At 75.0% G+C, this 17,322-nt stretch carries 11 protein-coding genes; 9 read left to right on the forward strand and 2 right to left on the reverse strand.

What is annotated here, in order from left to right; genetic code table 11:
• Nucleotides 1–119: 119 nt before the first annotated feature.
• The 3 genes from P8T65_RS40580 (at nt 120) to P8T65_RS40590 (ending at nt 7,326) form a co-directional block, all read left to right on the forward strand.
• On the forward strand, nt 120–3,296 hold the full coding sequence (locus P8T65_RS40580) for an ABC transporter permease (RefSeq protein WP_316731874.1): 3,177 nt from the start codon (nt 120–122) through the stop codon (nt 3,294–3,296).
• Between the two features lie 221 nt (nt 3,297–3,517).
• A complete protein-coding gene (locus P8T65_RS40585) occupies nt 3,518–6,247 on the forward strand; it encodes an ABC transporter permease (protein ID WP_316730389.1) in 2,730 nt (909 codons plus the stop codon).
• A gap of 83 nt (nt 6,248–6,330) precedes the next feature.
• Nucleotides 6,331–7,326, forward strand: coding sequence for an ABC transporter ATP-binding protein (locus tag P8T65_RS40590; RefSeq protein WP_316730390.1), 996 nt, complete (start codon nt 6,331–6,333; stop codon nt 7,324–7,326).
• Between the two features lie 12 nt (nt 7,327–7,338).
• Here the strand turns inward: P8T65_RS40590 and P8T65_RS40595 are convergent, their stop codons facing one another.
• Together P8T65_RS40595 and P8T65_RS40600 are read right to left on the reverse strand one after the other, a co-directional pair.
• Complete coding sequence (locus tag P8T65_RS40595) at nt 7,339–8,031, reverse strand: ABC transporter ATP-binding protein (RefSeq protein ID WP_316730391.1); 693 nt, start codon at nt 8,029–8,031, stop codon at nt 7,339–7,341.
• Between the two features lie 127 nt (nt 8,032–8,158).
• Entirely contained in the window at nt 8,159–8,566 is a 408-nt protein-coding gene (locus P8T65_RS40600; RefSeq protein ID WP_184896752.1) for a CoA-binding protein, read from the reverse strand.
• Nucleotides 8,567–8,775: 209 nt separating this feature from the next.
• On the opposite strand from P8T65_RS40600, the gene P8T65_RS40605 reads away from it, so the two are divergent.
• The 6 genes from P8T65_RS40605 (at nt 8,776) to P8T65_RS40630 (ending at nt 17,275) form a co-directional block, all read left to right on the forward strand.
• Nucleotides 8,776–9,531: a hypothetical protein gene (locus P8T65_RS40605; RefSeq protein ID WP_316730395.1), complete on the forward strand. Its 756-nt coding sequence runs from the start codon at nt 8,776–8,778 to the stop codon at nt 9,529–9,531.
• A complete protein-coding gene (locus P8T65_RS40610; RefSeq protein WP_316730396.1) occupies nt 9,528–10,088 on the forward strand; it encodes a histidine phosphatase family protein in 561 nt (186 codons plus the stop codon). Before P8T65_RS40605 ends, P8T65_RS40610 begins: the two co-directional genes overlap by 4 nt.
• 73 nt (nt 10,089–10,161) lie before the next feature.
• Nucleotides 10,162–10,788 carry a YigZ family protein gene (locus tag P8T65_RS40615; protein ID WP_184896768.1) on the forward strand — a complete coding sequence of 209 codons (627 nt, stop codon included), beginning with the start codon at nt 10,162–10,164 and terminating at the stop codon, nt 10,786–10,788.
• 245 nt (nt 10,789–11,033) lie between these two features.
• A complete protein-coding gene (locus tag P8T65_RS40620; RefSeq protein WP_316730398.1) occupies nt 11,034–12,899 on the forward strand; it encodes an ABC transporter ATP-binding protein in 1,866 nt (621 codons plus the stop codon).
• A gap of 225 nt (nt 12,900–13,124) precedes the next feature.
• Nucleotides 13,125–14,288 (forward strand): exonuclease SbcCD subunit D, encoded by a 1,164-nt coding sequence (locus tag P8T65_RS40625; RefSeq protein ID WP_316730399.1) that lies wholly within the window; start codon nt 13,125–13,127, stop codon nt 14,286–14,288.
• Nucleotides 14,285–17,275: an SMC family ATPase gene (locus tag P8T65_RS40630; protein ID WP_316730400.1), complete on the forward strand. Its 2,991-nt coding sequence runs from the start codon at nt 14,285–14,287 to the stop codon at nt 17,273–17,275. Before P8T65_RS40625 ends, P8T65_RS40630 begins: the two co-directional genes overlap by 4 nt.
• The last annotated feature ends 47 nt before the right edge of the window (nt 17,276–17,322 follow it).

Raw genomic sequence — 17,322 nt, forward strand, 5'->3', positions numbered from 1 at the left:
AACGGGGGGTTACGGGGGCAACGGGGGGTCCGGTGGGGGAAAGAGCTGTGCCTGCGGGCTTATTGCGGTTCATCGTGCTGCGAGCGTGGGCCTATCGCGCCCTTCTCGGCGCGGTGCTGATGACCGTGCTGCTGACCACGGCGGTGCTGGCCGCGCTCACCGCCTACTCGGGTGCGATAGGCGACGCGGCGCTGCGGCGGTCGCTCGCGGAGCAGCGCACCGCCGCCGAGGCCGCTCTGGTGCTCAAGGCCGACGTGCCGGCCGACGAGCGGCAGGCGGCCGACGACGCCGTACGGGCGGGGGCCCGCACCGTCTTCGACGGGCTGCCCGTCGAGGTGCGTACGCTGCTGCGGTCCGGGCCGTACGCCCTGCCCGGGGAGCTGCGGCAGCCCGCCGAGCGGGGCGGGAACCCGGACCTCACGTACTTCGCGGCCCTGGACCGCGGCCAGGTGCGGACCGTGGCCGGACGGCTCCCCCGCGAGACGGTCGCCTCCGGGCCCGTCGAGGTCGCCCTGCCGCAGAGCGCCGCCCGGCGGCTCGGGGTGGCCCCCGGCACCCGGCTGACCGTCGACGACCAGCTGGACGGCCCGGCGGTGCCCGTGGTGATCACCGGCGTGTACCGGCCGACGGACGTCCGGGCCCCCTACTGGCAGCTTGACGACCTGGGCGGGCGCGGGGCGAAGGCGTCGAGCTACACGACGTACGGGCCCCTGCTCACCGCCGCGGGCGTGCCGACGTCGGGCCGGGTGAGCGTCGGCGCGTCGGGCTGGCTGGTCTCGGCCGACTACTCCTCGCTGACGACGGACCGGATCGGCCCGCTGCGCGAGGCCGCCCGCTCGGGCAACGCGCAACTGCGCGAACACCCCGCGCTCAGCAGCGCCACGACGGCGGCCACCGCGCTGCCCGAGGTGCTGGACCGCGTCGAACGCTCCCTGCTCGTCACACGGGCCGGCATGCTGATCGTCGCCGGGCAGCTCGCCCTGCTCGCCGCCTGCGCCCTGTTGCTGGTCGCACGGCTGCTCGACTCCGACCGCACGGGCGAGACCCGGTTGCTGCGTGCGCGCGGTGCCACCCGGGCACGGCTGGCGGGCCTGGCCGCGCTGGAGGCCCTGCTGATCGCCGCGCCGGCGGTGGTGCTGGCGCCGTTGCTGTCGGGCCCGTTGACGCGGCTGCTGGCCGCGCAGGGCGCGCTGGGCCGGACCGGGGTGCGCGTCGATGTGCCCGCCGGGGGCCGACCCGAGGTGTGGGCGGTCGCCGCGGCCGTGGCCGGGCTGTGCGCGCTGGCGGTGGCCGTCCCGGCGTGGCGGGCGACCCTCGAGGGCACCGTCGCGGTGCGGGCGGGAGCGCTGTCCGCACCGCTGCGCGCCGGGGCGGACGTCGGGCTGCTGGCCGTGGCCGGTGTCGCCTTCTGGCTGCTCGGCAGCCAGGACTCCGGTGCCGTCACCGCCGACCGCGACGGGGTCCTCGGTGTCGACCCTCTGCTGGTGGTGGCGCCCGCGCTGGTGCTGTTCGCCGGAACGGTTCTGGTGCTGCGGCTGCTGCCGCTGCTGGCGCGGGCCGGCGAGCGGCTGCTGACCCGTGGGCACGGGCTGACCGCGGCCATGGTCGGCTGGCAGTTCAGCCGCCGGCCGATGCGCGGGGCCGGTCCGGTCCTGCTCCTGGTCATCTCCGTGGCGCTGGGCGTGGTGGCGATCGGGCAGCACGCGTCCTGGCTCCGCTCCCAGGCCGACCAGGCCGACTTCCGCGCGGGCGCCGAGGTGCGCGTCGTGGCCTCCGGAGGCGGTGTCGTCGGCCGGACGGACGTCTACGCGGGCCTCCCGCACGTGGACGCGGTCGCCCCCGCGGCCCGGGGCACGATGTCGCTGTCCGGCAGCCGCAGGGCGACCGTCGTGGCGCTGAACACGACGGAGGCCGCCGGGACGGTGCTGGCGCGTCGTGACCTGTCGGACGGCCCGCTGCTCGCCGGGCTCGCGCCACGCGGCGCCCCCGCGGGCATCGCGATACCCGGGGGCACCATCCGGCTCACCCTGACCGCCGCCCTGCACAGCACCGCGCCGGGGACGGAGGCGGACGTCACGCTCACGGTGCGGGACCGCCACGGAACCTCCTACGACCTGCCGTCCGGCCATCTTCCCGCCGACGGTCGTGAGCACCGGCTGACCCCGGATCTCGACGGCGCCCGGGGCCCCCTGGCGCTGATCGCGCTCCGGCTGGGCACCTCGCAGCCGACCGAGCGCCCCGACCGGCACCGCCTGGTCATCGGTGGGCTCACGGCCACAGCGGGCGACGGCGACGTCCGAGAGATGACCCTGCCGACGAAGTGGACGACCGCCGTCGAGGCCGATTCCGGCGCCGCCCCACCCGAGGACGAGGCCCGGCCGACCCTGCCCCGGCTCACGTCGACGGCACCCCTCACCCTCACCTACGACACCGGGTACCAGCTGCCCGACATGATGCCGCCCGCCCTGCCGCTGGAGGTCCGGCTCAAGGTCGTCCAGCCCGCGGCGCCCGAGATCGTCGCGGTCGCCACCGACCGGTTCCTCGCCGCGTCCGGCGCCCGCGAGGGGCAGCGCGTGGACGTCACGTTCGACGGCCGTACCGTGCCCGTACGCATCGTCCGCACCGCGAGCGCCCTGCCCACCACGGAAGCCACCGCACAGGACGGCGGGGCCCTGTTCGTCGACCTCCGGGCCGTCAACCAGGTGCTGCAGGCCCGCTACGGCACCAGCCTGAAGCCCACCGAGTGGTGGCTGGGCACGGACGCGCCCGGGGCCACCGCGGCGGCCGCGCGCGCCCTGACCGACGTCGATCCCGAGCAGGTGACGGTGCGCGACGAGCTGGCGGCGAAGCTGCGCGACGACCCGTTCGGGGCGGCCCCGGAAGCGGCGCTGATCGCGGCGGCGGTGGTGACGGTCCTCTTCGCCTCCCTCGGCTTCGCGGTGAGCGCGGCAGGGGCCATGCGCTCCCGGGACGGCGAGTTCGCCGTGCTGCGCGCCCTCGGGACACCGCGCCGTCGGCTGGCCCGGCTGGTCGTCGTGGAACACGGCGTCCTGGTGACCCTCGCGCTGCTGGTCGGCACGGCCCTGGGCACGGTGCTGACGCACGCGCTGGTGCCCCTGGTCGTCCTGACCGGGCAGGCCACCCGACCGCTCCCGCCCGTGCTGGTGGAACTCCCGCTCCTGCGGCTGACCGCCCTGCTGGCGGCCCTCGCGGCGGGCCCCGCCCTCGTGACCGTGGCCCTCGCCCTCCGGCGGGCGAAACCCGTGACGGCTCTTCGAGACGAGGTGACACAGTGAACGCGCGTCCGGTGCCCCCTCGGGACGGAGAGACGAACGGAGTGCCCGCTCGGGACGGAGAGACGAACGGAGTGCCCGCTCGGGACGGAGAGACGAACGGAGTGCCCGCTCGGGACGGTGATGCGAAGGCCGTGCCCCCACAGGCCGGTGAGGCGAACGCGGCGCCCGCTCGGGCTGGTGACACGAACCCGGCGCCCGCTCGCGACGGGGGGACCAGGGCCGTGCCACGGTCCGTACGGGCCGGACTGCGGACCCGGCTCAGGGCCTTCGCCGGTACGTCCGTGGCCCTCGCGCTCCTGGTGGCCGTGACCGCCGCGCTGGCCGCCGCGTACCCGCGTGCCGTCGACCGGTACGGGGACGCCGGGCTGCGTCGGGCGGTCGAGCAGGCCCTGCCCGACCAGACGACCGTGCAGACGCAGGTCCCGCTGCCCTGGATGGACTCGGTCGAGGAGATAGAGGCCGCCCTGCGCGCCGCACCGCTGACCGAGGCGCGCGCCGAGATCCTCGCCACCGCCGAGGCGCCGCTGGTCCCCGACGTCGCGCAGTCGTCGTACGGCGTGCGCACCACCGTCGGCCTGGAGGCGTCCGACTCCTGGCTCCCCCAGCCCGCCGGCCAGCCCGCCCAGATGGTGCTCGCCGCCCAGCAGGATCTGGGCTCCCACGCCCGGCTCAGCGCGGGTCGGTTGCCGCGCACCAGGGGCGCGCCGGTGACCGCGGCGACCGAGCAGGTCGAGGCCGCCGTCACCGTGGAGACCGCCCGCACCCTCAAGATCCGCGTGGGCTCGGTCATCCACGTACCGGGCTCGGGCCGCGCCCCGCTCGCCGTCCGGATCACCGGCATCGTCGTCCCCCGCGCCCCCGAGGGCGCCTACTGGTCGGCCCTGCCGGTGCTGCGCACCCCCGCGCTGAGCCGCCGGCCGGACCTCCCGCCGTCGGAGGTCCACTGGCTCGCCGGCCTGCTCCTCGCCCCCGACGCGGGCCCGGCCCTCCTGGGCACCCCCGGGCGACCCGAGCGGTACTGGCACGTGGCCCCCGACGTCGCCACCCTGCGCGGCCACGACCTCGACCGGCTGGCGTCCGCCGTGGCCGCCCTGGAATCGGGGCCGGGAGCACAACGACTGCGGACGGTCGTGGACGACGGCCTGGAGGCCCAGACCAACCTCGACGAGGTTCTCGCGGACCACGCACGGCTCCGGTCGGGGATCGACCCGCTGCTGCTCCTCGCCGCCGTCGGCACCGGCAGCCTCGCCGTGATCGTCCTCGCCATGGCGGGCGGCGTGGCGGCCGATCGTCGGCGCGCTGAGCTGGCCCTGCTGCGTGCCCGCGGAGCCTCACTGCCCGGCCTCGCCGCGCGCCTGCTGGCGGAGACGGCGGTGGTGGCGGTACCCGCCGGCGCCCTCGGACTCGCCGCCGCGCTGCTCGTCCTGCCCGGTGCCCGCACCGCGCCCGCGGTCCTCACCGCCGTCGCCGTCACCCTCTTCGCCTGCCTAGTGCTCCCCGTGCGCGCCGTGGTGGCGCACCGCACGGTACGGACGCACGACGGGCGCGAGGACCTCACCGCCGCCCGGCCCTCACGGCGTTGCACGGTGGCGGAACTGACCGTCCTGGTGATCGCCGTGGGGGCGGTCGCCGCACTGCGCCGCCAGGGAGCCGGCAGCACCGGCCTGGTGGCCGCCGCCCCGCTGCTGACGGGCGTCGTCGCGGCTCTGCTGCTGGCCCGCCTGCACCCCCTGCCGCTCCGTGCGCTGAGCAGGGCGGCCGCGCGCCTGCGCGGCCTGGTGATCCCGCTGTCGCTGGCCCATGTGGCCCGCGCCCCCGGTTTCGCCGTGCTGCCGCTGCTCGCCCTGCTCAGCGCCCTGACCACGGCCGCGTTCGGCGGTTCGGTCCTGGCGGGCGTCACGGCGGCCCGCGACCAGGCCGCCCTCCACGAGGTGGGCGCGGACGGCCGGATCGAGACCACCACCGGTGAACTGCCCCGAAGCCTGCCCGACCGCGTCCGCCGACTCCCCGGCGTACAGGACATGACGCAAGCGCACGTCACCTACGACGCCAAGCCCGAACAAGGCAGTCGGCTGGTACCCCTGGCCGCCGTGGACCCCGAGGGCTACGCCCGGCTCTCGCAGCGTACGGGCACGGGACCGTTCGACGCGGCGAGCCTCCGGCAGGCGGACGACGGGACGGCGGGCGGCGCCGACCGGCCCCTGCCCGCGCTGGCCTCGCCCCGCGTGGCCGACGAGTACGGCACCGGCCCCTACGCCGTCCTGCTCCCGGACGGCACCTCCGTCACCGTCCGGATCGCCCAGGTCCGGGAACGCACCCCGGCCGTGTCCGGTGAGGAGTTCCTGATCGTGGACCGAGCGGGCCTTCCCCGCGGCGAGGCGCGTGCGACGACCCTGCTGCTGACCGGTGACGCCCTCGACGGCCGGGCGCTGCGCTCGGCGGCCGACGGCACGGCGGCGACCGTCCGGCTGCGCGCCGAGGAACGCAACCGGCACGTCGACTCACCGCTCCAGGCGGGCGCGGAACGCCTGTACGGCGTCGCGGTCGCCGCGGGCGCCGGGTACGCGATCCTCGCGCTGGTGCTGACCGTGCTGCGCACCGTGCCCGAACGCGGCGCCCTGCTCGCCCGGTTGCGCACGATGGGCATGACCCGGTCCCAGGGCCGCCGACTGCTGATCCTCACGGCCCTCCCGCAGGCCTTCCTGGCCGCGGCGGGCGGCGTACTGACCGGCTGGGTCGCCATCCACCTGCTGGCGCCCGGCGTCGACCTCACGGCGATCGCCCTGGCCTCCCCGTCCGCTCCGGAAGGGGCCGTGCTGCGCACCGATCCGCTCTCGCTGGCGGTTCCGGCGCTCGCCGTGCTGCTCCTGGCCGTCGGGGTGCCCGCCGGCCAGGCCTGGTGGACCAGCCGACGTGGCTCGGTGCGCGAACTGAGGCTGGGTGACACCTAGGGTCCAGCCCTCCGCGACCGCCCCCTCCGACCGAGCCCCCTCCGGCACCGGCCCGTGCCCCTCCGACCTCCCAGGAGCAGCCGATGACCAGCAGCCCGACCTTCCACGAACTCGCCGACCGTGCGCTCGCCGCGCGTGACGCCGCCGCCTACGGCCAGGACGCCCTGATCAGCTGCGACCGCCTGGTGCGCATCTTCACCGCCGACGGCGTGGAGGTGCAGGCCCTGCAGGGCCTCGACCTCCTCGTGCGCGAGGGGGAGCTGCTGGCCCTGGTCGGCGCCTCCGGCAGCGGCAAATCCACCCTCATGAACATCCTCGCGGGACTGGACAGACCGACCGCCGGAGCGACCAGGGTCGCGGACCACGACCTGGTCACGATGTCCGCCAAGGAACGGCTCGCCTATCGCCGCAGGACCGTCGGCTTCGTCCGGCAGCAGACCTCCGCCAATCTCCTGCCCTATCTCACCGCCGCGCAGAACGTCGCCCTGCCCCTGCAGCTGGCCCGTGCCCGGGGCGGACGCCGGGCCCGGGCCGAGCGCTCCCTGGAACTCCTCGACCTGCTGGACGTCGTCGACTGCCGCGACCGCCGGCCGCACGAGATGTCCGGCGGCCAGCAGCAGCGCGTCGCCCTCGCCGTCGCCCTCGCCAACGATCCCGCGGTCCTGCTCGCGGACGAGCCCACCGGCGAACTGGACTCCCACACGGCCGAACAGGTCTTCGCCGCGTTCCGCACCGCCAACGAGGAGCTGGGGACGACCATCGTGATCGTCACCCACGACCAGTCCGTCGCCGGCGAGGTCCGCCGTACGGTCGCCATCCGGGACGGCCGCACGGCGACGGAGGTCCTGCGCCACAGCGAGGTCGACTCCGCCACCGGGCAGGAGAACCTGGTAGCCCGCGAGTACGCCATGCTCGACCGGGCCGGCCGCCTCCAGCTCCCCGCCGAGTACACCCGGGCCCTGGGGATGCGTGACCGGGTCGCCCTGGAACTGGAACCCGACCACATCGCCGTCCGCCCGGACGACGCCCGGAACGGCAGTGACGACCGGGGCTCGGCCGGGGAGCGGCCGGAGGGCTGAGGCGGGACCGGGTCAGGACTCGGTGATCTCGCCGTCCTTCAGCTCCAGCACACGATCGGCGAGGTCGAGGAGCGTCGTGTCATGGGTGGCCACGAGCGCCGTGATCCGTTCGCTGCGGACGACGGCGCGCAGCAGTTCCATCACGGAGTGCCCGGTCTCCGCGTCCAGCTGACCGGTCGGCTCGTCGGCGATGAGGACGGAGGGACTGTTGGCCAGGGCGCGGGCGATGGCGACCCGCTGGCGCTGCCCGCCCGACAACTCGCCCGGCCGCTGCGCCGCGTGGTCCGCGAGCCCCACCAGGGACAGCAGCAGCTCGACGCGCTCCCGCCGCTCGCGCGGGTCCGCCTCGCGCAACCGCAGGGGCACGCCGACGTTCTCGGCGGCCGTGAGGATCGGGATGAGCCCGAACGACTGGAAGACGAAGCCGATGCGCTCCCGGCGCAGGGCGAGGAGGGCGTCCTCGCCCTGGTCGCCGAGGTGCAGACCGTCGACGGTCACCCGCCCGCCGTCCGGTTCGTCCAGACCGCCGACGATGTTGAGCAGTGTGGTCTTGCCCGAGCCCGACCGTCCCTTCAGGGCGACGAGTTCCCCCCGGGGGACCTCGAAGGAGACGCCGCGCAGCGCGTGCACGGCGCCGGCGCCTCGGCCGTAGGACTTGTGTACATCCGTCACCCGCAGCATGGCCGCGGTCACCGCCTGGCCCATCGCGCCCCCGTATGCTCCGCCGATTCCGCAGCGCACCAGTGTCGCACCCGGTGCAACGCCCGGAAAAGCCCCCTGTGTTGGGGCGGCACCGCCGCGCGGAGACCGCGTCCGCACGGGTCCGGCGGCGTCAGCCCAGACGGGGGATCTCGATCGCCGGGCAGCGGTCCATCACCATGTCCAGGCCCGCCTCGCGGGTGCGGCGGTAGGCCTCCTCGTCGATCACACCCAGCTGGAACCAGACCGCCTCGGCACCGATGCGGGCCGCCTCGTCGGCGACGGGACCGGCGAGGGCGCTGTTGACGAAGACGTCGACGACGTCCACGCGGAAGGGGATGTCGGAGAGGGAGGCGTAACCCTGCTCGCCGTGGACCGGCTCGGCCTTGGGGTGCACCGGGACGACGCGCTTGCCGTAGCGCTGGAGGACCTGCGCGACGCCGTACGCCGCCCGGTCGCGGTTGGTGGACAGGCCGACGACCGCCCAGGTGTCGCCGAGTTCCGTCAGGATCTTGCGGATCGTGGCGGGGTCGCCGTACATGTGCCGTCTCCTCTGTCCGTCCGTCCTTGCGAGGCGCCCGGTGGCGGGGCCTGCCTGCGCCAACAGCGTGCGGTGTCCGGCGATTCCCGGCGCCGGGCCCCTTCACGGGTGCGTCCGTGAGCGCGTTCACGGTGCGCTCACGGCGGCCCGTGGACCGGAAGGCCGTCCTCCGCACTGCGTCCGGCCGCTTCCGCGCCTACGCTCACCCCGTGCTGCGTATCACCGACGCCCGGACCGGCGAACCCGCCGAGATCCGCAGGGCGCTCACCCGGGTCCATGCCCATGTGCCGGGGGAGGACACCTCGGCCCTGCGGGTCCTGCTGGTCGCCGACGTCCTCGCCCGTGCCCTGGAGCTGGACGGAAGCCCCGTTCTCCTCGTCGCCGACCCGCCCGCCGAACTGCGGCGCCGCGCCGACGACCTCGGCGTCCGGCCGAACGAGACCACCGCGACGAGGGGTGGACAGCGGGTGCTGCGCGTGACCGGCTCGGGGGAGTGGGGGCAGGGGCGCGATGACCACGGTGACGGCGCAGGTGACCATGGAGTGAGCGCCGTCGGCGCCGAGCGCGCGGACACCGACGTCACGGTCGAGGTGGCCCCGGTGCGGGGCACCGAGGCGCCGTCGGCGTCGGGCACCGCCCTCCGGCTCGCCCTGCTCACCCACCCCCGCCGGACGCCCGCGACCCTCGACGCCACCGCGCTCACCGAGGCCGCCGACACGCTCGACCACTGGCGCACGGCGGTGGCGGCGTGGGCGACGCGACCGTCACGGCCGGTTCCCGAGCCCGTACGGCAGGCCCTGCGCGCCGCCTGGGAGGACGACCTGGACGTCCGCGCGGTGCTCGACGTACTGCGGGACGTGGAGGGCGCCCCGGACGTATCGGACGGGGCGCGGTTCGAGACGTACGCCTACGCGGACCGGCTCCTCGGGCTGGAGCTCACTCGTCAGATCGGAGCATCGGCATGAAGGCGCGCGCCGGAGCGGGCCCACTGCGCAGACTGATCGTCCTGCGGCACGCCAAGTCCGCCTGGCCGGTGGGCGTCCCCGACCACGAGCGGCCCCTGGCACCACGGGGCCGCCGCGACGCCCCCGCCGCCGGGCGGGCCCTCGCCGACGCTGACTGTCTGCCCGACCTGGCGGTGTGCTCCACGGCCGTACGGGCACGGCAGACCTGGGAGCTGGCCGCCGCGGAGTGGGGCACGCCACCGCCCGTACGGCACGACGCGCGGGTGTACGCGGCCGAGGTGCCCGAGCTGCTGGAAGTGGTGCGCGAGACCCCCGACCGGGTGCGGACCCTGCTGCTCGTCGGCCACAACCCGGGTCTGGAGGAGCTCGTCCTCGACCTTGCCGGCGACGCCCTCGACGACGCGCTGGACGAGGTGCGCACCAAGTTCCCCACCTCGGCGATCGCCTTCCTCTCCTGGCACGGCCCGACCTGGTCCGCACTCGGCCCGGGCACGGCCCTGCTGACCGACCTGATCGTGGCCAGGGGCAGAAAGCAGACCAAGGGGGGCAAGGGGTGAGGGTGTGACGGGCGCTCGCGCCCAGGCCCGCACCCCGTGCCGCCCCGCTTCGGGCTGCGCATAGGCTGGCCGGATGCAGGACGAGTACCGCACCGTCGCCCGCGCGGGAGTGCACGAGACCGAGGTCAACCGGTCCCGTTTCCTGTGCGCGCTCGCCCCGGCGGCCACCGAGCAGGAGGCGCAGGAGTTCGTCGCGGCCGTCCGCAGGGAGCATGCCGACGCCTCGCACAACTGCTTCGCGTACGTCGTGGGCGCCGACGCGGCCGTCCAGAAGGCGAGCGACGACGGCGAGCCCGGCGGCACCGCCGGCGTCCCGATGCTCCAGATGCTGCTGCGACGGGACATGCGGTACGTCGTCGCCGTCGTCACCCGGTACTACGGCGGGGTCAAGCTGGGCGCGGGCGGACTCATCAGGGCGTACGGCGGCGCCGTCGGCGAGGCGCTCGACGCGCTCGGCACCCTCACGCGCCGGCGCTTCCGGCTGGCCACGGTGACCGTCGACCACCAGCGCGCCGGCAAGGTGCAGAACGACCTGCGGTCCACCGGGCGCCAGGTCCGTGACGTGCGCTACGGCGAGGCCGTCACCATCGAGATCGGACTGCCCGACGCCGACGTGGACGCCTTCCGCGCCTGGCTCGCCGACACCACCGCGGGCACCGCCGGGTTCGAACTCGGCGGGGAGGCGTACGGGGACGCGTGACCGCCGCCCCGTATCCGTTCCTCGCCCCGCCGGTCGCCGTACTTATCGGACTGGAGTTCTGAGCCTGTCGTGTGGCGGAGCCCGAGCGGGGTCGCCGCCGCGTCCGCCGTCGCAGTCTCACCAGCACGGACGCCCAACACGTCGGCCCAGCCACGATGTCCGGTTGTCGCCGGTCCGCGTTAAATGCGTGGACTGCGAGCCTCCGCCGACGGGACACTTCCGACTTCTCAACTTCCGGGAGTGTGATGGGGACATCAGATACGCGAGGGTCGACGCCGGGCAGGAGCGCGGTCGTTCTGGCGCTGCGCCGCTACGGTCTGGAACTGCTGCGCCTACGACGACTGGCCCTGCCGGCACTGCTGCTGCCGGCCCTGGGCAACATCGGCATCCGCTACGTCGCCCCCCTGCTGATCGCCAAGCTGGCGGGGCAGGCAGCCGACGAAGGGGGTCTCACCCTCGGTTCGGCGCTGCCGTACGTGGTGGCGTTCGGGGTGACGCTGCTGCTCGCCGAGGCCGTGTGGCGGGTCGGGCAGCACTGCCTGAACCGGGTGGACGCGCTCGGCATGGAACACCTCTACGTGAACGGAATGGACGAACTCCTCGCCAAGGACGCGGCGTTCTTCCACGACAACTTCGCCGGCTCCCTGACCAAGCGGGTGCTGAGCTTCGGCAAGCGCTTCGAGGACTTCGTCGACACGCTGACCTTCCGGATCGTGGGCAGTGTGGTCCCCCTGCTGTTCGGGGCCGTGGTGCTGTGGACCTACGAACCGATGCTCGTCGTCGTCCTGCTGGCGATGATCGCGGTGACCGTGGTGGCGGCGACACCGCTGATCCGGCGCCGGCAGCGGCTCGTCCACGACCGTGAGGCGGCGGTCGCCCGGGTCTCCGGTCATGTCGCCGACAGCCTCGTGAACATGGAGACCATCAGGGCGTTCGCGGCCGAGACACGGGAGGCCGAGGAACACCGCGACCGTGTCGCGGACTCCCGGCGCCTGACCCTGCGGTCGTGGGACTACGCCAATCTGCGCGTCGACACCCTGATCGCGCCCATGTCCGTCCTGACCAACGTGCTGGGTCTGGTGGTCGCCATCGCCCTCGGGGGCTCGGGCAGGGGAGTGGAGGAGGTCGTCGTCGCCTTCACCTACTTTTCCAACGCCACCCAGATCATGTTCGAGTTCAACCAGATCTACCGGCGTCTGGAGAACTCGATGACCGAGGCCGCGCAGTTCACCGAGCTGCTGCTGGATCCGCCCACCGTGCTCGACCCGACGGACCCCGAACCGCTCGCACCCCGCGACACCGGCGTCCGCTTCGAGAAGGTGCGCTTCGCCCACGCGGGCGCGAAGCCGATCTTCCAGGGGCTCGACCTGGACGTGCCCGCGGGCGCGCGCATCGGACTGGTCGGCAGGTCCGGCGGTGGCAAGACCACACTGACCCGGCTCCTGCTGCGGATGTCGGACATCGACGACGGACGCATCCTCATCGGTGGGCAGGACATCAGCCGGCTGCGCCAGACCGATCTGCGCTCACTGATCGCCTACGTCCCGCAGGAACCCGCCATGTTCCACCGCAGTCTGCGGGACAACATCGCCTTCGCCCGGCCCGGCGCGAGCGACGAGGAGATCCACGCCGCGGCCGAGGCCGCCCACGTCACGGAGTTCGTCGGCCAACTTCCCGACGGCTTCGCCACCCTGGTGGGGGAGCGGGGGGTGAAGCTCTCCGGCGGCCAGCGCCAGCGCGTCGCCCTCGCGCGGGCCATCCTGCGCGACGCCCCTGTCCTGCTGCTCGACGAGGCGACCAGCGCGCTGGACTCGGAGAGCGAGATCCTCGTCCAGGACGCCCTGTGGCGGTTGATGGACGGCCGGACGGCCCTCGTGGTCGCCCACCGGCTGAGTACCGTCGCCGGCATGGACCGTCTCGTGGTCCTCGACCGCGGGAGTGTCGTCGAGCAGGGCTCCCACGAGGAACTGCTCGCGGCGAATGGTGCCTACGCCAAGCTGTGGCAGCACCAGTCGGGCGGCTTCCTGGGCGAGAACGCCGAGCCGGACCTCACCGGACCGGTCCCGGAAGCCGGCCTCGACGGACTGCCGGCGCCGGCGCCGGCGACGTGACCGAGGTAACGCCGAGAGGGAGCCCCGCCCGCCCCCGGCGGGGCTCCGCTGCACGGTGCGGTCGCGGCACCGTGCGGCCGCGGGATCGCGCGAGCTCGGATCGAGGCCCGTGCGGGACCAGGTGCCGACAGGCGTTAGCGTGGTCGGTGCGAGAGCCGGGACCGGCTGGTCCGGTGCCGGGGCCATGGGTGAAAGAGGGGGACGTATGCAGGTCGGAGCAGTTTCTTGAGAATTCTGCACACATCCGACTGGCATCTCGGTCGGTCGTTCCACCGGGTGAACATGCTCGGCGCGCAGGCCGAGTTCATCGGCCGTCTGGTCGCGACCGTGCGGGAGCGCGAGGTCGACGCGGTGGTCGTGGCGGGGGACGTGTACGACCGGGCGGTGCCGCCGCTGGCCGCGGTCGAGCTCTTCGACGACGCCCTGCACCGCCTGGCCGAGCTGGACGTGCCCACCGTGATGATCTCCGGCAACCACGACTCGGCGCGACGGCTCGGCGTCGCGGCTGGCCTCATCGGCCGGGCCGGCATCCATCTGCGGACGTCGGCCTCGGCCGCCGGAACCCCCGTGACGCTGTCGGACGCCCACGGCGACGTCGCGTTCTACGGGCTGCCCTACCTCGAACCCGCGCTCGTGAAGGACGAGTTCGGGGTCGAGAAGGCCGGCCACGAAGCGGTGCTCGCCGCCGCCATGGACCGGGTCAGGGCCGACCTGGCCACCCGGCCGGCGGGCACCCGTTCCGTCGTCCTGGCCCACGCCTTCGTCACCGGCGGCGAGCCCAGCGACAGCGAGCGCGACATCTCCGTCGGCGGCGTCTCCGCCGTGCCCGCCGGTGTCTTCGACGGCGTCGACTACGTGGCGCTGGGTCATCTGCACGGCAGCCAGACCCTCACCGAGCGCGTGCGCTACTCCGGTTCCCCGCTGCCGTACTCCTTCTCCGAGGCCGACCACCGCAAGAGCATGTGGCTGGTGGACCTCGGCGCCGACGGTTCGATCGACGCCGGGCGGATCGACTGCCCCGTGCCGCGCCCCCTCGCCCGGCTCCGGGGGCGACTGGACGACCTGCTCGCCGCCCCGGACCTGGCCCGGCACGAGGAGGCGTGGGTCGAGGCCACCCTCACCGACCCCGTCCGGCCCGCCGAGCCCATGGCAAGGCTCTGCGAACGCTTCCCGCACACCCTCAGCCTCGTCTTCGCCCCCGAACGCGCCCCCGGCGACCCGGACGTCTCCTACGCCCGGCGCCTGGCCGGCCGGGACGACCAGCAGATCGCCGAGGACTTCGTGGCCCATGTCCGCGGTACCGGCCCCGACGCACACGAACGGACCGTGCTCAGGGACGCGTTCGACGCCGTACGGGCCGACGAGACGGTCCGGGAGGTCGCCCGATGAGGCTCCATCGGCTCGACATCACCGCCTTCGGCCCCTTCGGCGGCACCGAGTCCGTCGACTTCGACGAGCTCTCGGCCGCCGGACTGTTCCTGCTGCACGGTCCGACCGGCGCCGGCAAGACCTCGGTCCTGGACGCCGTCTGCTACGCGCTGTACGGCTCGGTGCCGGGGGCCCGGCAGAGCAGCCAGGGCATGAACCTGCGCAGCGACCACGCGGCACCCGCGGACCGCACCGAGGTCCGCCTCGAACTCACCGTCGCGGGACGCCGGTTGGAGGTCACGCGGCAGCCCCCGTGGGAGCGCCCCAAGAAACGCGGCACGGGCACCACCGTCGAGAAGGCGCAGAGCTGGCTGCGCGAGTACGACGCGGCCGCCGGCGCCTGGAAGGACCTCAGCCGCTCCCACCAGGAGATCGGCGAGGAGATCACCCAGCTCCTGGGGATGAGCCGGGAACAGTTCTGCCAGGTCGTGCTGTTGCCGCAGGGCGACTTCGCGCGGTTCCTGCGCGCCGACGCCGAGGCGCGCGGGCGGCTCCTCGGCCGTCTCTTCGACACCCACCACTTCGCCGCCGTCGAGAAGCGGCTCGCCGACCGCCGCCGGGAGACCGAGGCCCGGGTGCGCGAGGGCGACGCGGCACTGCTCGCCGACGCCCACCGGATGCAGCAGGCGGCGGGGCACGCCCCGGATCTGCCCGAGCTGTCCCCCGGGGACCCCGGTCTCGCCGACGCGGTCCTCGCCTGGGCCGCCGTGGCCCGCAGCACCGCCCGGGAACGGCTCACCATCGCCCACTGCGCGCGGGCGGCGGCGGAGTCGGCCCGGGCCGCGGCCGACCGCGTCCTGGACGACGTACGCGAAGTGGCGCGGCTGCAAAGACGGTTCGCGGAGGCCCGGGAGCGCGCCGCGCGGTTGGAGGAGCGGGCGGACGCCCACCGGGAGGACCGGGCGCGGATGGAGCGCGCCCGCAAGGCGGAGGCCGTGGCCCCGGCACTGGAGCTGCGCGACGTGGCCGAGGCCGAGCACCGCAGGGCGCGAGGGGAGGAGGAGGCCGCGAGAGCGCGCCTGTCGGGGGAGTACGCCGACGCCGGTGCCGCCGGACTCGCCGCCGCCGCCCGCAGGGCCTCCGAGGAGCTGGGGGCGCTGGAGTCGGCCCGCCGTGCGGAGCGGCGACTGGCCGTACTCCGCACCGAACAGGCCGAGTTGGACAGCGAGGAGCGGGCGGACGAGGGCGTCCTGCAGGACGCCGAGGGCTGGCTCGCCGAGTGGGAGACCACCCGGGCCGGGCTGCGCGGCCGAATCGAGTCCGCGCAGGAGGCCGCCGCCCGCGCCGAACAGCTCGCCGTGCGGCGCGAACCCGCCGAGCGACGGCTCGCCGCCGCCCGTCAGCGCGACCGGCTCGGCCGCGACACCGACGCCGCCCAGGCGGAGGTGCTCCGGCTCACGGAGCGGGCGGGGCAGGCCCGCACCCACTGGCTGGACCTGAAGGAACAGCGGCTGTCGGGGATCGCGGCGGAGCTGGCCGCCGAGCTCGTCGAGGGGCGGCCGTGCGCCGTCTGCGGCGGCACGGAGCACCCCGCGCCCGCCCGGAAGGTCGCGGGCCATGTGGACCGCGAGGCGGAGGAGAAGGCGCTCGCCGCCTTCCAGCGGGCCGATGAGGAGAGGGTCGGCGCGGAACGGCAACTGGGGCTAGCGCAAAGGGTGTTGGCCGCCGCGAGCGCCGAGGCGGGCGACGCGCCGACCGAGCGGCTCGCCGTGACGGCGGCGGAGCTGGAGCGGGAGCACACGCAGGCCCGGCGGCTCGCCCTCGACCTGCACCCCGCGCAGGAGGCGCTGCTCCACGCCGAACAGGAACGCGATCGCCGGGCCGCCGCACGACAGGAGGCGGCGGTCAGGGCCGCGTCCCGCGACACCCGGCGCGACACCCTGGAGCGGGAACGCGCGGCCCTGGAGGCCGAGTTGGCCGAGGCCCGGGGTGACGCCGAGAGCGTGGCCGAGCTGGCCGGCCGGCTGGAGGTGCGGGCCGCGAAGCTCGACGGGGCCGCCGAGGCCGCCCGGGCGGCCGATGACACCGCGCAGCGGCTGAAGGACGCCGACGCGCGCCTGGCGGACGCGGCGTTCCGCGCCGGGTTCGACACCCCGCGGGAGGCAGCCGCCGCCGTGCTCGACGACGCCGCCCACCGGGATCTCCAACACCGCCTCGACGCCTGGCAGTCGGAGGAGGCGGCCGTGCGGGCCGTGCTCGCGGAGGCGGAGACGGCTGCCGCGGCCCAGCAGCCGCCCGTCGATCTCGGGACCGCCGAGCGGGACGCCGAAGCCGCCGCCCGACGGCTCCAACACACCGTCTCGGCATGGGACGCCGCCGAGCGCAGCAGCGTCCAGCTCGACGAGCTGTCCGCGCGGGCCACCGCCTCCGTACGCCGGCTGGCACCGCTGCGCGAGGAGTACGACCGGGTCGCGCGGATGGCGGGGCTCGCGGCCGGCACCTCCGCCGACAACGAGCGCCGGATGCGGCTGGAGGCGTACGTCCTCGCCGCCCGGCTGGAACAGGTCGCGGCCGCCGCGACCGTACGGCTCCAGCGGATGTCCTCCGGCCGCTACACCCTCGTCCACTCCGACGACCGGGCCGGACGCGGGCGCAGCGGGCTCGGGCTGCACGTCGTCGACGCCTGGACGGGGCGGGAGCGGGACACGGCCACGCTCTCCGGTGGCGAGACGTTCTTCGCCTCCCTCGCGCTCGCCCTCGGTCTGGCCGACGTCGTCACCGACGAGGCGGGCGGCGTACGGCTCGACACTCTCTTCATCGACGAGGGGTTCGGCAGCCTCGACGACCAGACCCTCGACGAGGTCCTCGACGTCCTCGACGCGTTGCGCGAACGCGACCGCAGTGTCGGCATCGTCAGCCACGTCGCCGATCTGCGCAGGCGGATCCATGCCCAGCTGGAGGTCGTGAAGGAACGGACGGGATCGGTCGTGCGGCAGCGAGGTCGGTGACCGGCGGCCGGGACGAGCCGTGCGGCAGCGAGGTCGGTGACCGGCGG

Origin of the sequence: Streptomyces sp. 11x1, assembly GCF_032598905.1 — a bacterium.
GTDB lineage: Bacteria > Actinomycetota > Actinomycetes > Streptomycetales > Streptomycetaceae > Streptomyces.